This is a genomic window from Prochlorococcus sp. G5PB11, from assembly GCF_059772425.1.
Window position 1 is genome coordinate 743523 of record NZ_CM186287.1, and the last position, 16841, is coordinate 760363.

25 protein-coding genes and 1 tRNA gene are annotated in these 16841 nt (G+C 32.5%); 16 read left to right on the forward strand and 10 right to left on the reverse strand.

Annotated features, from left to right (window positions below; all coding sequences use genetic code 11):
- The first annotated feature begins 52 nt into the window (after positions 1-52).
- Genes AC6EI0_RS04630 through AC6EI0_RS04640 form a run of 3 tightly spaced genes read left to right on the forward strand, consistent with a single transcriptional unit; the run spans position 53 to position 2174 of the window.
- Positions 53-427 (forward strand): Npun_F0494 family protein, encoded by a 375-nt coding sequence (locus AC6EI0_RS04630; RefSeq protein WP_498523264.1) that lies wholly within the window; start codon positions 53-55, stop codon positions 425-427.
- Positions 424-1932 (forward strand): cobyric acid synthase, encoded by a 1509-nt coding sequence (locus AC6EI0_RS04635; protein ID WP_498523265.1) that lies wholly within the window; start codon positions 424-426, stop codon positions 1930-1932. The genes AC6EI0_RS04630 and AC6EI0_RS04635 overlap by 4 nt, the downstream gene beginning before the upstream one ends.
- 8 nt (positions 1933-1940) lie before the next feature.
- Positions 1941-2174 (forward strand): 2Fe-2S iron-sulfur cluster binding domain-containing protein, encoded by a 234-nt coding sequence (locus AC6EI0_RS04640; protein WP_498523266.1) that lies wholly within the window; start codon positions 1941-1943, stop codon positions 2172-2174.
- 26 nt (positions 2175-2200) lie between these two features.
- Here AC6EI0_RS04640 and AC6EI0_RS04645 read toward each other — a convergent pair whose 3' ends face one another.
- The 3 genes from AC6EI0_RS04645 to AC6EI0_RS04655 all read right to left on the reverse strand — a co-directional run bounded on the left by AC6EI0_RS04645 (position 2201) and on the right by AC6EI0_RS04655 (position 4120).
- A complete protein-coding gene (locus tag AC6EI0_RS04645; RefSeq protein ID WP_498523267.1) occupies positions 2201-2842 on the reverse strand; it encodes a tetratricopeptide repeat protein in 642 nt (213 codons plus the stop codon).
- Between the two features lie 95 nt (positions 2843-2937).
- Positions 2938-3024, reverse strand: a tRNA-Ser gene (locus AC6EI0_RS04650).
- Between the two features lie 70 nt (positions 3025-3094).
- The gene (locus AC6EI0_RS04655; protein WP_498523268.1) at positions 3095-4120 is read right to left on the reverse strand and encodes an extracellular solute-binding protein; all 1026 of its coding nucleotides are present in this window, start codon (positions 4118-4120) and stop codon (positions 3095-3097) included.
- A 148-nt stretch (positions 4121-4268) separates the two neighbouring features.
- Here AC6EI0_RS04655 and AC6EI0_RS04660 point away from each other — a divergent pair, with 148 nt between their 5' ends.
- Both AC6EI0_RS04660 and AC6EI0_RS04665 read left to right on the forward strand, forming a co-directional pair.
- Positions 4269-4934 (forward strand): Fe2+-dependent dioxygenase, encoded by a 666-nt coding sequence (locus AC6EI0_RS04660; protein WP_498523269.1) that lies wholly within the window; start codon positions 4269-4271, stop codon positions 4932-4934.
- Between the two features lie 86 nt (positions 4935-5020).
- A complete protein-coding gene (locus AC6EI0_RS04665) occupies positions 5021-5266 on the forward strand; it encodes a hypothetical protein (protein WP_498523270.1) in 246 nt (81 codons plus the stop codon).
- Positions 5267-5361: 95 nt separating this feature from the next.
- Here the strand turns inward: AC6EI0_RS04665 and AC6EI0_RS04670 are convergent, their stop codons facing one another.
- Together AC6EI0_RS04670 and glyQ are read right to left on the reverse strand one after the other, a co-directional pair.
- On the reverse strand, positions 5362-6597 hold the full coding sequence (locus AC6EI0_RS04670; RefSeq protein ID WP_498523271.1) for an iron uptake porin: 1236 nt from the start codon (positions 6595-6597) through the stop codon (positions 5362-5364).
- Positions 6598-6747: 150 nt separating this feature from the next.
- Positions 6748-7620: a glycine--tRNA ligase subunit alpha gene (gene glyQ, locus AC6EI0_RS04675; protein ID WP_498523272.1), complete on the reverse strand. Its 873-nt coding sequence runs from the start codon at positions 7618-7620 to the stop codon at positions 6748-6750.
- 601 nt (positions 7621-8221) lie between these two features.
- Between glyQ and AC6EI0_RS04680 the strand changes: the two genes are divergently transcribed.
- The 6 genes from AC6EI0_RS04680 (at position 8222) to AC6EI0_RS04705 (ending at position 10684) form a co-directional block, all read left to right on the forward strand.
- Positions 8222-8770: a hypothetical protein gene (locus AC6EI0_RS04680; RefSeq protein ID WP_498523273.1), complete on the forward strand. Its 549-nt coding sequence runs from the start codon at positions 8222-8224 to the stop codon at positions 8768-8770.
- Between the two features lie 217 nt (positions 8771-8987).
- Complete coding sequence (locus tag AC6EI0_RS04685; RefSeq protein WP_498523274.1) at positions 8988-9149, forward strand: hypothetical protein; 162 nt, start codon at positions 8988-8990, stop codon at positions 9147-9149.
- On the forward strand, positions 9146-9466 hold the full coding sequence (locus AC6EI0_RS04690; protein WP_498523275.1) for a hypothetical protein: 321 nt from the start codon (positions 9146-9148) through the stop codon (positions 9464-9466). The genes AC6EI0_RS04685 and AC6EI0_RS04690 overlap by 4 nt, the downstream gene beginning before the upstream one ends.
- A 173-nt stretch (positions 9467-9639) precedes the next feature.
- Complete coding sequence (locus tag AC6EI0_RS04695; RefSeq protein WP_498523276.1) at positions 9640-9810, forward strand: hypothetical protein; 171 nt, start codon at positions 9640-9642, stop codon at positions 9808-9810.
- Positions 9811-9919: 109 nt separating this feature from the next.
- Entirely contained in the window at positions 9920-10114 is a 195-nt protein-coding gene (locus AC6EI0_RS04700) for a hypothetical protein (protein ID WP_498523277.1), read from the forward strand.
- A gap of 375 nt (positions 10115-10489) precedes the next feature.
- Positions 10490-10684: a hypothetical protein gene (locus AC6EI0_RS04705; protein WP_498523278.1), complete on the forward strand. Its 195-nt coding sequence runs from the start codon at positions 10490-10492 to the stop codon at positions 10682-10684.
- 84 nt (positions 10685-10768) lie between these two features.
- Here AC6EI0_RS04705 and AC6EI0_RS04710 read toward each other — a convergent pair whose 3' ends face one another.
- Both AC6EI0_RS04710 and AC6EI0_RS04715 read right to left on the reverse strand, forming a co-directional pair.
- On the reverse strand, positions 10769-10993 hold the full coding sequence (locus AC6EI0_RS04710; protein ID WP_498523279.1) for a DUF6737 family protein: 225 nt from the start codon (positions 10991-10993) through the stop codon (positions 10769-10771).
- 44 nt (positions 10994-11037) lie between these two features.
- The gene (locus AC6EI0_RS04715) at positions 11038-11559 is read right to left on the reverse strand and encodes a hypothetical protein (protein WP_498523280.1); all 522 of its coding nucleotides are present in this window, start codon (positions 11557-11559) and stop codon (positions 11038-11040) included.
- 115 nt (positions 11560-11674) lie between these two features.
- On the opposite strand from AC6EI0_RS04715, the gene AC6EI0_RS04720 reads away from it, so the two are divergent.
- Both AC6EI0_RS04720 and AC6EI0_RS04725 read left to right on the forward strand, forming a co-directional pair.
- A complete protein-coding gene (locus AC6EI0_RS04720) occupies positions 11675-12100 on the forward strand; it encodes a nuclear transport factor 2 family protein (protein WP_498523281.1) in 426 nt (141 codons plus the stop codon).
- A 157-nt stretch (positions 12101-12257) separates the two neighbouring features.
- Entirely contained in the window at positions 12258-12614 is a 357-nt protein-coding gene (locus AC6EI0_RS04725) for a hypothetical protein (protein WP_498523282.1), read from the forward strand.
- A gap of 34 nt (positions 12615-12648) precedes the next feature.
- Here AC6EI0_RS04725 and AC6EI0_RS04730 read toward each other — a convergent pair whose 3' ends face one another.
- Positions 12649-12837, reverse strand: a complete 189-nt coding sequence (locus tag AC6EI0_RS04730) for a hypothetical protein (RefSeq protein ID WP_498523283.1) — start codon at positions 12835-12837, stop codon at positions 12649-12651.
- A gap of 182 nt (positions 12838-13019) precedes the next feature.
- Here AC6EI0_RS04730 and AC6EI0_RS04735 point away from each other — a divergent pair, with 182 nt between their 5' ends.
- Together AC6EI0_RS04735 and AC6EI0_RS04740 are read left to right on the forward strand one after the other, a co-directional pair.
- Positions 13020-13220, forward strand: a complete 201-nt coding sequence (locus tag AC6EI0_RS04735) for a hypothetical protein (RefSeq protein WP_498523284.1) — start codon at positions 13020-13022, stop codon at positions 13218-13220.
- Between the two features lie 97 nt (positions 13221-13317).
- Entirely contained in the window at positions 13318-13593 is a 276-nt protein-coding gene (locus AC6EI0_RS04740) for a DUF8643 family protein (RefSeq protein ID WP_498523285.1), read from the forward strand.
- A gap of 57 nt (positions 13594-13650) precedes the next feature.
- Here the strand turns inward: AC6EI0_RS04740 and AC6EI0_RS04745 are convergent, their stop codons facing one another.
- Positions 13651-14106: a peroxiredoxin gene (locus tag AC6EI0_RS04745; protein ID WP_498523286.1), complete on the reverse strand. Its 456-nt coding sequence runs from the start codon at positions 14104-14106 to the stop codon at positions 13651-13653.
- A 195-nt stretch (positions 14107-14301) separates the two neighbouring features.
- On the opposite strand from AC6EI0_RS04745, the gene AC6EI0_RS04750 reads away from it, so the two are divergent.
- A complete protein-coding gene (locus AC6EI0_RS04750) occupies positions 14302-16641 on the forward strand; it encodes a tetratricopeptide repeat protein (RefSeq protein ID WP_498523287.1) in 2340 nt (779 codons plus the stop codon).
- Here the strand turns inward: AC6EI0_RS04750 and AC6EI0_RS04755 are convergent.
- Complete coding sequence (locus AC6EI0_RS04755; protein ID WP_269611017.1) at positions 16630-16797, reverse strand: hypothetical protein; 168 nt, start codon at positions 16795-16797, stop codon at positions 16630-16632. The two genes, AC6EI0_RS04750 and AC6EI0_RS04755, sit on opposite strands and share 12 nt — an antisense overlap.
- Positions 16798-16841 lie beyond the last annotated feature (44 nt).

Consider the following 16841-nt stretch of genomic DNA (forward strand, 5'->3'; position numbering starts at 1 on the left):
CATTATTAGTATCATTATTGATCTTCTATTAAAAATAAATCCATTTAATTAAATGTTGCTGATTGACAAAAAAATCTTTAGAAGAGCAAAGAAAGGGATAAAAAACTGTCCCTTTAACTTTTTTCTTTTTCAATGTCTTCAAAAAGAGAGCCTGAGTGCCCAAAATGTTTTTGAGAATAAATCAAAATATTTGAACCAAGAATTTATGTTTATCAATAGTTCTTTATTCATAGAGAATGAATTTCTTAAATTAATTAAAATAGGGGTTTTGAGAAGAGAAGTTGATGGCCAAGGTCTTACATCAAAAGTTCGTATTACGCCGATAGGCAGAAAAGTCCTAGAGGTCGATTCTGATTTATTTACTAAAAAAATATCACTTATAAAAAAATTAATTACATGCTTAAAATACCAATTATCACCAAGATGACTAAAGAAATAAAACGAACTCCTTTAATGGTTTTAGGAACATCAAGCGGTGCGGGTAAATCACTCATAGTTACTGCTATTTGTCGATATTTAAAAAGGAAAGGGGAACAGCCAATACCTTTTAAGGGGCAAAATATGAGTAATAACGCTTGGGTAGATACGAAGGGAAGAGAAATGGCATATTCTCAAGCCCTTCAATCTTGGTCTGCAGGATTAGAGCCATGTGCTGAAATGAACCCTGTACTTCTAAAACCAAAGGGGGATTGTACAAGTGAAGTAATTCATCTAGGCAAAAGCGTCGGCACTAGTAAAGCCATAAATTATTACAAAGACTGGTTCGATCAAGGGTGGGAAGCTATCAAAAAAGGGCTAGCAATATTATTAAAAAAAGACGGAAGGCTAATTCTTGAGGGAGCTGGAAGTCCTGTAGAGGTGAATTTGCAACATAAAGATCTTACAAATTTGAAATTAGCAAAATTTTTAAATGCAAATTGCATTTTAGTTGCAGATATTGAAAGAGGGGGAGTTTTTGCTCAAATTATTGGAACAATTGCATTGATGAAACCAGATGAAAAAAGATTAATTAAAGGAATAATTATTAATAGGTTCAGAGGCGATAAAACCTTATTTGAATCAGGAGTTACATGGATAGAGAAAGAAACAGGGATACCAGTTTTAGGAATATTGCCTTGGCTAAAAGAAATATTTCCACCTGAAGATTCTCTTGACCTACTTGAAAGGAAACAAATAAATAAAAGTGCAGAAATAGAGATAGCAATCATAAAATTACCCAGAATTAGCAATTTTTCTGATCTAGACCCTTTCTTTAGTGATTCAAGTATTCAAATGAGATGGGTAGAACCTGGTCAAGAGCTTGGGGAACCAGATATGTTAATCATTCCTGGAAGCAAACAAACTATTAAAGATTTAAAGATTTTAAATAAAAGTGGATTGAGCAATCAAATAAAAGAGTATGCCAAAAATGGGGGAAATGTTTTTGGCATATGTGGAGGATTACAAATGCTAGGAAAATCATTAGAAGACCCACATCAGCAGGAAAGTATTAATGAACTAAGTGCATTTTTAAATACTGGAATGAACATTCTTCCTATAAAAACAACTTTTGGAGAAATAAAGCACACCTCGCAAAGAAAAGAAAGAGTTTCATGGCCAGATTCACATTACATAAAAGGATTTGAGATGCATTACGGGGAAAGTAAGTTGATCAATAATAAAGATCCATATATTATTTCTCTATTTAAAAACAGTAATTTAGGATGGGTAATTGAAAAAGAAGATAAAAGCTTTATTGGAGGAACTTATTTACATGGAATTTTTGAAAATGATGAATGGCGCAGGCAATGGATAAATAAAATCAGACAGAGCAAAGGATTAAAGAAAGTAAATGCTCACGAAGAAAAGAATCATGATAAAAGAGAGAAGTTATTAGATTTACTAACTGACGCATTCGAAGAAAATATAAATATGAATATTCTAATTAAATAATTTAAATAATGAAAACTGTAAAAATAAATTGGCCTAATAAGAAATCAAGCAATTGCACTCCAGGCGCTGAATGGTTAAAAGCTGCATATGACGCAAATATCGAGATCCCTACTGGGTGTCTTGGAGGCAGCTGCGGTGCTTGCGAAATAGAAGTAGATGGAGAAGTCATTCGTGCTTGCATCAACTCAGTACCGGAAAAAAAAGAACTTACTGTTGAATTCTTTAGTGATCCTTATTGGTGATAATAAATAATAAAGTTATTTGATAATTAATAATATTTCTCTGCTCTTCGAATGGCTTTGATAGAGCCTTTATAGTCTCCGCTTTTATACTTTGATTCACTTATTAACTCCAATTTCTTTATAATTTCCTCTTTTCTTTTCTTACTTATTACTTTTTTATAATCTGCAATTAAATCATATTTACTTTTTCGTATTTTTGAAACTTGAATCAATGCAAAATATTTAGGTTCTAAATCTTTTTTTACAAAAGTGCCTAGTAAAATATTTCTATAGTCAATTTTGATATTATTGTATTCCTGGGATTTATCAGTTTCTAATTTTTTTATATTTATTGCTTTTATTTTATCCTCTATTGCGCCTTTATAATCTCCATGTTTATATCTAGAGTTACTTCTCCCACTATATGAAATGTCTTTAGACCTTTGATTGATAATATTTAATTTGGCTTCAAAATAAATTGACTTTGAAAAGTCATCTATAGCAGAAAGATTATCTCCCAATTTATCATTCAAAAAGCCACAAATTAAATACGCTAAAGCAATATCATCTTGGTTCTCAAGACAATTAATACCGTTTCTAATAGATTTAATAGCACTCTCATAATCATCTAAATCAACAAATTTAATTGCTTCATCGTAAAAAGATGACGACTTATCGATTTTTTTCAAATCATTTTTTTATCTTATTTATTTTAAACACATTGAAGACAATCAGTTTAAAAGTTTTAAGAACTCATATAAGCGGAAAGCAACTTTTATCAATGCGGAGAGGGTGGGATTCGAACCCACGGATAGTTTTAGCTATCAAACGATTTCGAGTCGTTCGCTTTCGACCACTCAGCCACCTCTCCTTTGAAATAAGTTTAAACCAATCTTATGTTTCTACTGAAAAACAAACAGAATTAAAAATTTATTAATTATTTAATCCCAACCTGCCTGCCTCATAAGCTTGATTGCTTTTTTATTATTGTCTCCTAATTGATCAATAGTCACATCATCAGGAGTAAATCCTCCAAATTGAGTAACCTCGTCCGTTTTATTAAAACCGATTAATGGATGTTCAAATGTTGGGCCAGCCAACCCTTTACTACCCGTAGGAGAAGCAAGATACTCAAGGAGTTGAATGGCTTCTTCTTTATTTTCAGCATATTTAGCAATTCCACCTGCACTTACATTCACATGAGCAGGGTTAGGAGTAAGAACCTTTACTTTTTTAGCCAACCTTTTGTCTTTACTACCATTGACACCTGCAAGCATTCTTGAAACATAGTAGTGATTTACGATGCCTACTCCACACTTACCCTGAGCTACAGCTCTTATAACTCCTATATCACCAGGGAAAAAAGGCTGAGAAATATTTGAGATCATACCTTTTAACCATTCTTTAGTTTTAGCTTCTCCTTTATTTACAATTTGATTGGCTACTAAAGATTGATTATATGGGCTACTCCTTTTTCTAACACAAACAAGGCCATCCAAAGCAGGATTAGCAAGATCTGAATAATCTTTAATTGAATTCACATCAACTTTTTTAGGATTTGCGACCATAACTCTCACCCTTCTAGTAAGGCCATACCATCTTGCTTGAGGATCTCTATATTCCAATGGAACATTTTTATCTAATTCATCAGATCTATATGACTGAAGAAGTCCACTTTTTGCTGCATTACTAATTCGAGCAGCATCAACAAGAAGAATCACATCTGCTTTAGAATTTGCTCCTTCCCTTTTCAATCTTTCAACTAGAGATATACCTGTAGCCTCAATTAATCGGATTTTTATACCGGTCTCTTCGGCAAATTTCTTATATATCTGCTTATCAGTGTTGTAATGCCTACCTGAATAAATCCTTACTTCTCTATCAGAGGCCTTTACTTGACTAAAGCCTGAAGAGAGTAATAGTGAACCTGCTATTGCAGAAGAAAAAAGACGCTTAATTAAATTCATCAATCAATCTAGGGAAGGGATTAATTTCTTCGTATAGACTAGACAAGAAGATATAGCTAAAAATATATTCGCAACATTGATACGTATTAAAGTATAAATTGATATCTTATTTATACTTTAGGATAGTAATTAAATCTAGATATTTAGCATGGAATACTTAACTCATTCTCTAATCGATCAATCAGAAGCTCTTCAAATAATTCAAAAGCTAAAAGCCGAAAAATCTTCATGGCAAGATGGCAAAAAGACTGCAGGAAGTCATGCTGCAAAAATAAAATCAAATTTTCAATTAGATAAAAATTCAAACTTATCAATTGAACTTAAAGATATTATTGTTAATAAGATCATCTCAAACCCTCTTTTAAAAAGTTATACATTACCTAGTCTTATCCATGGAGTCATGTTTACTCGATCCCTAGCTGGAAATGGTTATGGCACACATATTGATAATCCTTATATGCCCTCAGGAAGAAGCGATCTATCTTTCACTTTATTTTTAAATCAGCCAGAAGAATATAAAGGAGGTGAATTATGTATACAGACGATCAATAAAACTGAAGAAATAAAATTATCTGCTGGAGAAATGATAATTTATCCCAGCACTCAACTACATTCTGTTGCTGAAGTTAAAGATGGTGAAAGGTATGTATGCGTAGGCTGGATTCAAAGCTATGTACAAAGTAACGAACATCGGAATTTCTTATTTGGTCTTGATGCTGGAGCAAAAGGATTACTATCAAAACATGGAAGATCTGATGAATTAGATTTAATTTTTCAGGCATATAGCAATCTTCTGAGAAGCCTAGGAGATTAAGAGATTTTCTTTATACTAAACAAAGTAAAAAATGAACTTTCATTGATAGACTAAAGATATCAAAATATTATTAAACTTAATTACATATGCCTAAAAAAAGTCCTATAGGAATTTTCCTAGCAGCAACAGCGGCATTAGCTACAACCGCAATTATTCCAGATCATTCAATCGCTGGAGAAAAACATGGTGGCATAGGTGGTACAAAGGAATGGACCACTGATCAAGATGTAGACGAAGATGGAAAGCTTGACGAAGCTGCTCAAAAAGCTGCCGATAAAGCAAAAAAAGCTGATGTTTGTATTCCTATCGGCGAAGGAGAAAATTGCTGGTAAGTTTTAATTAGGTGAAAGCCCCTTCTATAGGGGCTTTTTTTATGCAAAAAAAAAACGCCCCCTGAGGGGCGATTTTTTTTGTTTTAAAAAGGAATTTAGAATTTAAACTCTGTTAAAACAACTGCACCGTTGACGTCTTTGCCATCAGCTTCAACATCAGATCCACCAAATATTGCAGGAGTGACGGTTACACCATCATTAACCTTGAATGAGTAATAAGCTTCCCAAACAGTGTTGTCTTCTGCAGGATCAGAACCAGCTCCATTGTAAGAAGTTGCAGCTTGTCTTGAACCGAATGCTACTCCAGCTCTGTTGCCATCAATAAATAGATCAGTCCAACCTAGACCTACCATCCAAGCAGACATCTCATCTGGATCACCAACAGCAGCATCATCAACAGAAGCTACGTCGTAACCAACTTGAACTTGAGGAATAGAACCTGAAGTTTCAGGCTTCCAATAAGCTCTTAGACCAATAGAAGTTAGGTCTTTGCTGTAAGTTTCACCAGCTTTAGTGTGGTAGTAACCATCATAAGCTTCACCATTTGTTTTACTGGTGAATGCTGCTGATACTTGCCACTGAGGTGTGCCGTACTCAACCTTAGTCAAGAACATTTCCTTGGCATCGTCATCAAGGATTCCAGATTTTGCATCATCTGCACCCTTTCCGGTGTAGTTAACACTAACTGCAAACCTACCTGCAGATGGATCATCAACCTGCTGAGTATAAGCAGCACCAAAACCTGGGCTTGTGCTTGAACCATAAGTAGAAGCGTTACCACCAAGAGCAAACTGCTTGGTAACTGGCTTATAAATTGATGGAGCACTAGCTAGCATGTAGTAGTTCTCAATCGCTGGTCCAACCCAAACTTGAAGGCTGTCACCAACAGGGAACTGATACCAAATCTTGTCAACTTTGAGTGCGTTAGCCGAACCATCTTTAGTAGCAGAAAGGTAAGTACCATTCCCTTTATCTGCGAAACGACCACCTTTGTCAAAGTTACCAGTCTTAATTCTTGTATAAAGAAGATCTTCACCAGTAAAACTAGAGTTCATGTTCAACTGGTACATGTAGTTGAAGGTGATTTTGTCAGAGTCAGTCTCTGTATCATCATCAACATAACCAGTTACGAACGCTGCCTTACCACTCATTGTTGTGGTTGAAGAGAAAGCACCAGCTTGGATTTCTTCTAGCTGAGCTTCTACACCATCAACACGAGCTTCAATAACTTCAGATTCGTTTGATACAGAAGTGATATCTGCATTTGCAGCCATTGGTGCCATTAGGCCCAAAGCAGCAGGAGCTACCAGCAAACGCTGAAAAAGCTTCATTGTGTCCTCACACAAATATGACCCGCACATAATAATGTATTCATTGAGACATTCCAGAGCGCTTACGGCTGAAAGTATCTTTTTATACACTAACTTGGAATATTAGATATATTTTTTGTCAAAAAATACTAATAGGAGCATTAGGAATCATCACGAATCCAAGCGAAGAGGAAACCCAAGAGTCTCTCTTTCCTGTAGCCAAGCTTCTGCGACCTTACGAGCCAAAGATCGAATTCTTGCAATAATCTTCGTTCTCTCTGTAACAGATACAACTCCTCTGGCCTCCAATAAATTAAATGTATGACTACATTTGAGAACATAGTCAAGACAAGGTGCAGGAAGCTTTTTAACTATTAATTGATGAGCCTCTTCTTCATAAATTTCAAAAAGTTTTCTTAAATTATCAGAGTTAGATTCTTCAAAATTGTACTTGCATTGCCCTTTTTCAAAAGGAAGCCAGATATCACCATATTTATTACTTTTGTTCCACGAAAGATCCCAGATGCTCTCAACATCTTGCAAATACATTGCTAATCTCTCCAATCCATAAGTGATCTCAATCGAGACAGGCTTACAATCAAGACCACCGCATTGCTGAAAATAAGTAAATTGGGTAACTTCCATCCCATCAAGCCAGACCTCCCATCCCACTCCCCAAGCGCCCAAAGTTGGAGATTCCCAGTTGTCTTCAACAAATCTAATATCATGATCTTTGGCTGAAATACCCAGGCAATCAAGAGAAGACAAATAAATTTCTTGAATACCATCTAAAGAGGGCTTTATTAAAACTTGGTACTGAAAATAATGTTGAGCTCTATTTGGGTTGTCTCCATATCTTCCATCAGTTGGCCTGCGGCAGGGCTCTGGATAAGCTACAGCCCAAGGTTCGGGACCTATAGCTCTGAGGAAAGAATGAGGACTCATTGTTCCTGCACCTTTCTCCAAGTCGTAAGGCTGAAGTAGCAAGCAACCTTGCTGACTCCAAAAGTTATTAAGACTGGAAATTATGTCCTGAAAATACATTAGTTTGATATGACAAGAATTAATGGTGATTGACTTAACCTGGTGGGTCTAAAATCAAGAAGTACTTCCAATACCTCTATTTTTCAAATAGCCATACCGAGATAATTAATTAAATTCTAAGTCAACTTAAGATCATTTAAAGCTGAGTATTTAGATGAGGACAAAGAGTAAAACATGCAAGTATTTACACCTAGTGCTCCCATTGCAACACTTACCATAAACATGCTTTTTAGAATAAAAGGAAGTATTTATGCCTATTTTTACTTTTTTTAAATTATTTTTTTGTCTAAATAAATAATTTTATATCATCTGATTGTTTTAATGACATTGAACTGACCTCAATTAGCATTTTTTTTTAGTTAACTTAGCTCTTAAAATAGCTTTATTGCTCTAAATATATACAAAAAATAAAAATACTATTTCAAAAACTCAAAATGACTGTTAACAAAAAAGTCAAATCCTAGTACATCAGTATCCATTGTTCCGATTCGTCACAAGGCTTATATTAAGCATGTACTTAGCTGGAACTATGGAATTATCGCCTACAGAGGTGGTCGACTTAGCCAGTATCCCGCTCAATAGCGAGGTTACTAAGGGGCTCGTGCCAGCCCAGGTGGAGTACGTTAAAGAATCGGTCGTTGAAATCAACGATGAGTTGAACTGCGTCGGCCAGTCGCTAAGGGCTGTCGCGGCGAACCTTTCCGACATAAAGAGCAACATCAAGCCTGGGAACTGGAGAGCCTTTCTCAAGTCTGGAGCAATTAATTGCTCGGAAAGATTTGCTGTTGACCTTGTAAGCGCGTACACTAACTGGCTAGGCGGTTCAGATATAGATGACAACTTGCTTGCTTCGCTAACCCCTAGGTCACTAGCCCTAATGGGAAGTAAAGGGGTAACCGACAAGGAGAGACAAAAAGTGTTTGAGGCGGTGGAGAATGGCGAAAGGATGACAGAGGCGACTGTAAGGGGCTTAGTGAAAGGGAATAAGAAAAAGGCAAATAAAACCGCTCAGAAGACTGAAAGCCAGAAAATTAAATCTCTTAAAGAGAAAATTGAGACTTATAAAAAAATAATAAGCAATCTTCAAGATGAAAACAAGAAACTTAGCAAATTACTGTCAAATCGAGAAAAAATTGATTCGCTTGTTTAAACCTTAATCCTAAAATGTTTCTCACTATTATTACTTAAAATGAACATCACCAACTTAAACGCTAGAAGTTCTAGGCAATTAAAATTGGAACCTAAGGATGCCAGTATCAGAGAGCAGGGGATCACGAGGAGATTACTAGAGAAATATAAGCCAAAGCATCGTTCTAATGTGGAGAGTATTAGCGACAAAAGCAATAAAAAGAGAGTGGCTTAAGATCATGAATAAGGTTTCAAAATCTAGAAATAGATTATTCCATTTATACAACCCGAAGGAAGAGGGATTGGGGTCCTATGACGTACACTATATAAATGCTTATAAAAAAGATAAAAGATTAAAAAACGAACTAAATAAAAACGATAAAGGGAGGTATGCAGCATGATTCCATTCATTAGAAGTCTTTCAGAATTAATGGCTATCACAGAGTCAAGGGAGATCCAAAATGATCTCTCTCAAAACAATGAGAGCTATAACTCGATAATGGATAGTGGGCAAAGAAAACGATATACAAGATCTCTCGATAACAAAGACGTCGATCTCCCTAGCCTACCTAAAAAGTTAAGGCGTAATTGGATAACTAGAAAAGAAAAGTTATCAAGATTTGTTGATGAATTAGACTATAACAATCAAATCCAATCATCTTATGATCTGACCTTGTTAGAAACACAAAACAAAAGAAATAGTCAGGATGTTGCCTAGTCATGAAAAAAATTAAACTCAATCATGCCATAGAATATCTTTCTTCGGCATTAGTTCTCTCATATTTTTTTATTCATAATATTTTTTTAGTTCTGATTGGGATTACCTTTTCATTGTATTTGATGAATATTAATTTTATAAATAGAATTATTAAATCTATTTATAAAACAATAGTGAATAGCGAAGAATATATAGAGTTAAATGCAAAAGATACGAAAATAGAAACTAAACCTATTGATAAAAAATCAACCAAGGAGGATACCAATCTTACATTAGTTGAAACCATCGAAGAGCTAGGATTTATTCCATCATTAGACAATAATGATGAAACTAATGTTGCATAGTTCATTTTTAATATATAAATAACTTTACTAAATCTTACTTCAAGCAAAGCTATTTGTCTCTGGACAAGTGTATCAATAAAAGGTAGTATAAAATAGATAAAATAAGTAAATGCAAGAGGAACAAAAAACGATAGAAGATATATTAATAAAGGGTCTATCGCATATTTTAAAAAGAACAGTAGAGGTCTGCCCAGGAGATCAATTAGCTATTGCCCAAGAGTATAAAGAGTGGATAAATTGTATATCGGCTAGCGATTTTTCAAAGCAGGAGATACTAGTTATAGATAAGTTTACATTTAATTAATAATACATACATTATTAGATAATATTATTTCTAATTTATTTTCTTTCTATTGATTTCTTGATTTATTAAAAATTAATTTATGCATTATATTATAGAAATAAGAGAATTTATAGGTTTTAATTAATAACAATTTTTCTATATTATTAAATTACTTTAATAGAATAAATATCTTTACTAAATATCCAGGAAATAAAATAATTGACACTTGGTAATACTGATGTACTATGGAGAGGCGTTGCGATCGTATTGAAGACTCTCAATTTTTTGTACCCACTCTAAAAAAATTCATTTAATTTGCAAAGCACGGTCAATGAAATAGTCAACAGAGCAGGGAAGTTTTCGCGTATTTTTTCAACCAATCAACTGGAGTATCTAATGGAATCTTCAAGCACTTCAAGCTGGAAATCAACAAAGAGTCTAAAGCTTTCAAGCGGACTAGGAATAGGCAGAGAAACTCTCATAACAAGCTCCACAAGAGAGTTAGTTGAATTTTATTGGACAAATCGAAAGCGGTTTTCAGGTGGCTACATAGGCTTCCCATCCAAGACAAGTAGGGATCAGGGTAAATAAAGACTTAACTTAAAATTTCTTATTTTTGTTTGTCTGGTCTAAACAGAGAATTAATTTTTAAGTCTTTTGAAATACAATAATTAATTATCGTTGTTCTTTATCATTTATTACTTGATATGAATTCGGAGCAAGTATTAAAAATAATACCCACCAGACAAAAACAAAAATGCCTACAATTGAAGTAAATAAAATGTTGTTAAATAGTTTCCAACTAATAATTAAAACTAAAACTCCAAAGCTAATAATTGACCAAGGTTGACACCAGTAAGGCTTTGAATCCCAAAAACTTTTTTTTGAATTTGTATCCATTAAAGAAATTTGAGAAATGATTATAGCTTTCCAAGCTTAACCATTTACTCAGGCTTTTCTTCTTCGACAGGCTTTTCTTCTTCGATAGGCTTTTCTTCTTCGATAGGCTGATCCTCCTCAACAGGCTTTTCCTCTTCGATAGGCTGATCCTCCTCAACAGGCTTTTCCTCTTCGATAGGCTGATCCTCCTCAACAGGCTTTTCTTCCTCAACAGGCTTTTCTTCTTCGACAGGCTTTTCTTCTTCGATAGGCTTTTCTTCTTCGATAGGCTGATCCTCCTCAACAGGCTTTTCTTCTTCGATAGGCTGATCCTCCTCAACAGGCTTTTCTTCTTCGATAGGCCTAATTTCAACTATATTGTCAATTGAAGAAGAGGTCTCACTGTTAGTAAAAATCTTAGAAACCTCCTCAACAGAATCAGACGCTGAGCCCTTAAGTAAAAATTTCAGAACATATCCAAGAGAGACAAACAAAGCTATTGGGAGGACAAGTCCTAAAAGTAATTTATAGAGAATTATTCCTATTCCAAGTACAGCAATAGAAATAAGAATGTTCTTCCTGTTCATATGAGCTAAATGAATAGACACTAAATCTAGGCTATTTCTGAGTTATCTTGATGACATAGCTTAAACGCGATGTTTATTTAAATAATCTAAATTGTAATTATCAACGCAAAATTCAATGCTCATCAAAGAGAAAGAATTAAAAAAATTCTTTAATCTATCTTATGGAGAGAAAGCTCCATCTAGGGAAGAATGGGAATCTTTGTACAATCAACAAGTTAAATTCATTGATCCTACTCAAGAAAAAAATGGAATTGATGCATATATCAAAGCTCAAGATGGATTAATCAAAAGATGTGATGATATTTATTTAAAATCACATTCAATTGCAATCAATAAGAATATTGCTTTTGTTGAATGGACAATGGGTTTAAAAATAAAAGGTATCGAATTTGTATACGATGGGGCATCACGATTAATATTTGATGAAGTAGGGAAGGTAAAAGAACATAGAGATTATTTTGATTTTTGTTCAGGAACATTTGGTAATATTCCAATTATAGGAGCATTTTTTAGATGGTTATACGCAAGATTTGTTGACTAAATTATTTATAATAAAAAAAAAAGAACTAGTAAACTTGCTTAATCGCAAACCAAGCGAAAAATAATATTTACTTATTTTCTAAATTTTATTTGTTTATTTGGTTCAATACGTAATTAAAATTTTTTAGCTATAACTATATTAGTGCTGGAGGAATCAAATGGGAAAATTAGTTGAATTAATCAAGGAAACCTACGACCATAAAGCATGTTTAGAGATTGCGAGTAGTGGTTGTTCTGATGGTGCATGCACAAGACATAACTATCAAGCTGATACTCTCTTACTCTATATGAGTTACTCAGATGAGATCATCCAATACACCTCAGAAAGACTCGGATACTCTTTTCTTTCTAATCTTGCAAGAGATTTTGGATCACCACTAAAAGACAATAAAGATCAAGATAATTTCTCATGGCAGGAAGTAGTATCGGCTTGTCCAAATAAGGACGATTATAAACATGCCCTTGTATGGAAATTTATAGAATTAGTAGCCAAAGAGAAAAGTTTAGATCACTAATAATAAGGAAATTAATTCTCTAGTAATTGAATATTTATCCTACAGATAATTTAATTTTCGAAAAAAGATCAAATATTGGACTCATCCAATGAGGTTGAAAAATAAAATAAATCACACAAAAAAAGAATATTGCACCTATTATTCCATAAATTTGAACCTCTATTTCTTCCCAAATGTCTTCGACCCAAATAAAAAAAGATTTGTTTTTACTTTCTCTTTTCATTAAGAAATAGATTTAGAAAAGTACTATAAACTAATATTAACTATTTTTAAATACTATTTATAAAAATATCTAAGATTTATAAGCAATTATATTCGATTGATAAATTGAATATAAAATTATGCCCCAAAAGACTCGTCAGAGAGAATTTTTAATTAGATTATTCAACTAAGATCTAAACCAAATTGAAGAATAACCCTTCTATTGAAGAAATAATTTCAGTCACACTTAGCCTTACCTTAATTAGGATGACTGAAATAAATAGAATAGACAGATCCGTTCTTTATCAAGAATTTAAAGAATGGATAGTAAACTCTGGAGAAAATGAAGAGAGTCAAGAAATTTTATGCCTGAGATATTTAAAAGATGATAGGAAGATTAATTAGATTAACTTATGATTACTATTTAATTATCTTGCAGAAAAAGAATTTTGAAATCCTCGTTCAAGGACAAAAACCAATAAGATAAAGTAAATCTAAAGATATGTTCACTTCTTTATTTTCTCTGTTTTTCTCAACTTTACTTTGGGTTCAAGTACCTCAGTGGAGTAATAATTGGTCAAAATGTGCCGTGGATGTACCCGATACTGCTTGCCATTGGTACATAGTTTCTCCAGACAACACTTTTGGTAAAGGATTCGATTGGGCAACAGCCCCATGGTTTGATGCAAACGGTTTGAACGATGTTGCAAAAATTTCTTCTGAAACAGTTGTAGAAAAACTACAATCAAAAGAAATTTCTAGAAAATTAATATCTTGATTATTTATTGGGACTTACTTTAGAAAACAAAGGAATCAAATTTTTAACCACAAATAATTAATTTCTTATCTCACCTAATACTCTTAATGCTTCATTAACATGAGCAGGACCATTTAAAAGGTCGTTGAAAATATGTCTTATAACACCTTTCGAGTCAATGATATATGTCACACGACCATCTAATAAACCAAGAACTTTTGGAACACCAAAAGCTTTTCTCAAAGAATTGTCCGTATCACACAATAATGGGAAAGGAAGTTTATTTTTGTCAGCAAAAGACCTATGGCTTGCTTCATCATCACCACTCACTCCCCACACTTCAGCACCGAATAGTTTAAAAAGATCATATTTATCTCTAAAGCCGCAATTTTCAGCTGTACAACCAGGGGTATCATCTTTCGGATAAAAAAATAGAACTAGTGGCCTACCTTTAGCTTGCTTATTCGTCCTAGCAACTCCTAGCTGATCAGAGAGTGAGAAATCAGGTATTTGATCGCCTAACTTTAAAGGCATTTGAATCCTAAAATTTGTATATTCATTATATAAAAAATTAAGTCATATCGGAGGAGGAAGAGTTGAGAAAATAGTATTAACTCTAAATTTATAGATCAACACCTAGTAAATATAGTTTGTAAATTCTAAATTTATTAAGTTAACAAAAATAGGATTTTGAATTTTAGTATATTGGTGTTAATTAAATAAAAATCATTGAGTGGTTTCGGGAAAAAGAAAAAAGAGAAAAAAGGCTCTTCTAGAAAACTCAGAAACCTTTCAGAAAAGGATCTGAAAGCACAATCAATCGGTCATCATCTTAAAGGTAATTTAGATGAAGCAGAAAAAGGATACATAACTTTTTTAAAAAATGGGTACTCTGATGCAGACATAATTTCAAATTATGCACTTATATGTGAAGACAAAAATCAAAATGATAAAGCTATTAAACTATATGAAAGATGTATCAATAGCTATCCAAATCATATTTTCTCAAAATTAAATTTATCTTTTTTATATTATAAGATAAATAATTTAGAAAAAGCAGAAATAATAATTGAAGATGCCATTAAATTAAAGCCGAGTCTTCCAAATAGCTATTGTATTAAAGGATTAATTCTGAAAAGTCTAAATAAATATAATGAGGCTGAATTATCACTTGAAAAAGCAATCAAACTAGATAATAATTATTTTGATGCTTACATAAATTTAGGATTACTAAATAAAGATTCTAATAAATATGATGAGGCAGAAAAATATTATTTAAAAGCGTTGGAAATAAATAATAAATCTGCTATAGCTCATTTAAACCTAGGCGCATGCTACAAAGAAAAACAAGAACTAGAAAAGGCAATATTACATACAGAGAAGGCAATAGAGATAGATAAAAAACTAAAAAATTGTTATTTAAACCTAGCTACGATATATAACCAAATGGGTGATTATAAAAAGTCACTCTCACTTACAAAAAAAGAAATCTTATTGAATAAAAATAGTGATTTAAGTTTTCAACTAATAAGTGAATTAATCAGAAAAGGAGAATTATTAAATACATCAAAGAAAGATAATAGAGAATTACTTAATAATATATTAAATAGGAAAGATATTTCTCATAGAGAACTATTTGGCAATATAAACAGCCTGATCTCCAAAGAAGTATTAGAAAAATTATCGATTTTAGAATCGGAATTATATGAGAATAATGAATTTAATATTCTTATTAAAGACAAAGAATTAGTAAAAGCACTTTCATTACTCATATTTTGCTCTCCATTGTGGGAAAAAGTTTTAAGAAACGTACGCAAGAATATTCTGATGTGCTATTCAGATAAAGATAAAATAAGTAATAATATTTTAAATTTCACTATAGGTCTGGGATCACAATGTTTCTTAAATGAGTATGTATATTACATCTCCATAGAAGAAGAGGATAAACTAAAAGAACTTAAGAAAACCATCAATAATAATATAAATCAAAATTATAAACTAGCAATAATCTCCTGCTACCAATCTCTATCTTCAATAAACAATGTGATCATTAATTTGAATGATTATGTATCAAACAATAAAGAATTCAATAATCTCATTGATTTACAAATCAAGGAATTAAATGATGAAAAAAAGATTTCAAAAGGAATTAAAAAGGTGGGAGATATAAAAGATTTTATATCTAAGGAAGTTAAAAATCAGTACGAATTAAACCCATATCCTAGATGGAGGTATAATTCATATGTTAAAGATAAAAAATTAAATTTCTTATCGGTTATTAATTCTGAAATTTATCCAAATACAGTTAAATCTAATTCAGATCAATTAAAAAATAAAAAAATAAATATACTCATAGCTGGTTGTGGAACAGGGATTCAAATACTTGAAGCATCCCGATATAGTAATTGTGAAATAACAGCAATCGATTTAAGCAATTCAAGCATCTCATATGCAAAGAGAAAGGTCGATGAATATGGATTGAAAAATGTCGATTTTATAGAAATGGATTTACTTGAATTAAAATCAATAAATAAAAGATTTGATTTAATAGAATGTTCAGGTGTTCTTCACCATATGAATGATCCTACTAAGGGATTATCAAATCTATATGATGTATTAGAAGCAAAAGGTTTTTTAAAGTTAGGTTTCTACAGCAAATATGCAAGAAAAGAAATACTAAAAGCAAGAGAACTAATCAAAGAAAAAGATCTTAAACCAAGCATTAATGAAATAAGAAGCTTCCGAAATGAGATTCTTAATGGTGAAATAAAGAAGTTAAATGAAATAACTAATTGGTCAGATTTTTACTCAACCTCAATGTGTAGAGATCTCTGCTTTCATAGTCACGAAAACTGTTACTCGTTAATTGAAATTAAAAAGATGCTAAAAGTATCTAATCTAGAATTCCTAGGTTTTACTCTTTCAAAAGATATAAAAGATAAATATCAGATAGACAATAGAGATATAGAATCTTTAAAAGATTTAGAATTATGGGATAAATTTGAAACATTAAATCCTAATTCTTTTAGAGAAATGTATCAATTCTGGGCTAGAAAATCAATTAAATAGTTGTTCTTCCAATCCTGGAATAAACAATTTACATAAGGAGAAAATAAAGAGTATTGCTAAAACATTTCCTAGCATTGCTATTGCAAAGCGAATTCTCAGATCCTTAGCAAATGGTAATAGGTTTTCCCAAAGTTGTAATAATGGTCCGCCTGCCATTGGATATTAATGTTTAATTACCAATAGCTTACATTGGGACAACC

Coding starts and splice junctions, on each gene's coding strand:
- AC6EI0_RS04745 (WP_498523286.1), bottom strand. CDS start 14,106: ATGCCTTTAAAGTTAGGCGATCAAATACCTGATTTCTCACTCTCTGAT.
- AC6EI0_RS04705 (WP_498523278.1), top strand. CDS start 10,490: ATGGAATCTTCAAGCACTTCAAGCTGGAAATCAACAAAGAGTCTAAAG.
- AC6EI0_RS04660 (WP_498523269.1), top strand. CDS start 4,269: ATGGAATACTTAACTCATTCTCTAATCGATCAATCAGAAGCTCTTCAA.
- AC6EI0_RS04630 (WP_498523264.1), top strand. CDS start 53: ATGTTGCTGATTGACAAAAAAATCTTTAGAAGAGCAAAGAAAGGGATA.
- AC6EI0_RS04740 (WP_498523285.1), top strand. CDS start 13,318: ATGTTCACTTCTTTATTTTCTCTGTTTTTCTCAACTTTACTTTGGGTT.
- AC6EI0_RS04755 (WP_269611017.1), bottom strand. CDS start 16,797: ATGGCAGGCGGACCATTATTACAACTTTGGGAAAACCTATTACCATTT.
- AC6EI0_RS04700 (WP_498523277.1), top strand. CDS start 9,920: ATGCAAGAGGAACAAAAAACGATAGAAGATATATTAATAAAGGGTCTA.
- AC6EI0_RS04670 (WP_498523271.1), bottom strand. CDS start 6,597: ATGAAGCTTTTTCAGCGTTTGCTGGTAGCTCCTGCTGCTTTGGGCCTA.
- AC6EI0_RS04730 (WP_498523283.1), bottom strand. CDS start 12,837: ATGAAAAGAGAAAGTAAAAACAAATCTTTTTTTATTTGGGTCGAAGAC.
- AC6EI0_RS04685 (WP_498523274.1), top strand. CDS start 8,988: ATGAATAAGGTTTCAAAATCTAGAAATAGATTATTCCATTTATACAAC.
- AC6EI0_RS04720 (WP_498523281.1), top strand. CDS start 11,675: ATGCTCATCAAAGAGAAAGAATTAAAAAAATTCTTTAATCTATCTTAT.
- glyQ (WP_498523272.1), bottom strand. CDS start 7,620: ATGTATTTTCAGGACATAATTTCCAGTCTTAATAACTTTTGGAGTCAG.
- AC6EI0_RS04665 (WP_498523270.1), top strand. CDS start 5,021: ATGCCTAAAAAAAGTCCTATAGGAATTTTCCTAGCAGCAACAGCGGCA.
- AC6EI0_RS04655 (WP_498523268.1), bottom strand. CDS start 4,120: ATGAATTTAATTAAGCGTCTTTTTTCTTCTGCAATAGCAGGTTCACTA.
- AC6EI0_RS04715 (WP_498523280.1), bottom strand. CDS start 11,559: ATGAACAGGAAGAACATTCTTATTTCTATTGCTGTACTTGGAATAGGA.
- AC6EI0_RS04725 (WP_498523282.1), top strand. CDS start 12,258: ATGGGAAAATTAGTTGAATTAATCAAGGAAACCTACGACCATAAAGCA.
- AC6EI0_RS04635 (WP_498523265.1), top strand. CDS start 424: ATGACTAAAGAAATAAAACGAACTCCTTTAATGGTTTTAGGAACATCA.
- AC6EI0_RS04710 (WP_498523279.1), bottom strand. CDS start 10,993: ATGGATACAAATTCAAAAAAAAGTTTTTGGGATTCAAAGCCTTACTGG.
- AC6EI0_RS04690 (WP_498523275.1), top strand. CDS start 9,146: ATGATTCCATTCATTAGAAGTCTTTCAGAATTAATGGCTATCACAGAG.
- AC6EI0_RS04640 (WP_498523266.1), top strand. CDS start 1,941: ATGAAAACTGTAAAAATAAATTGGCCTAATAAGAAATCAAGCAATTGC.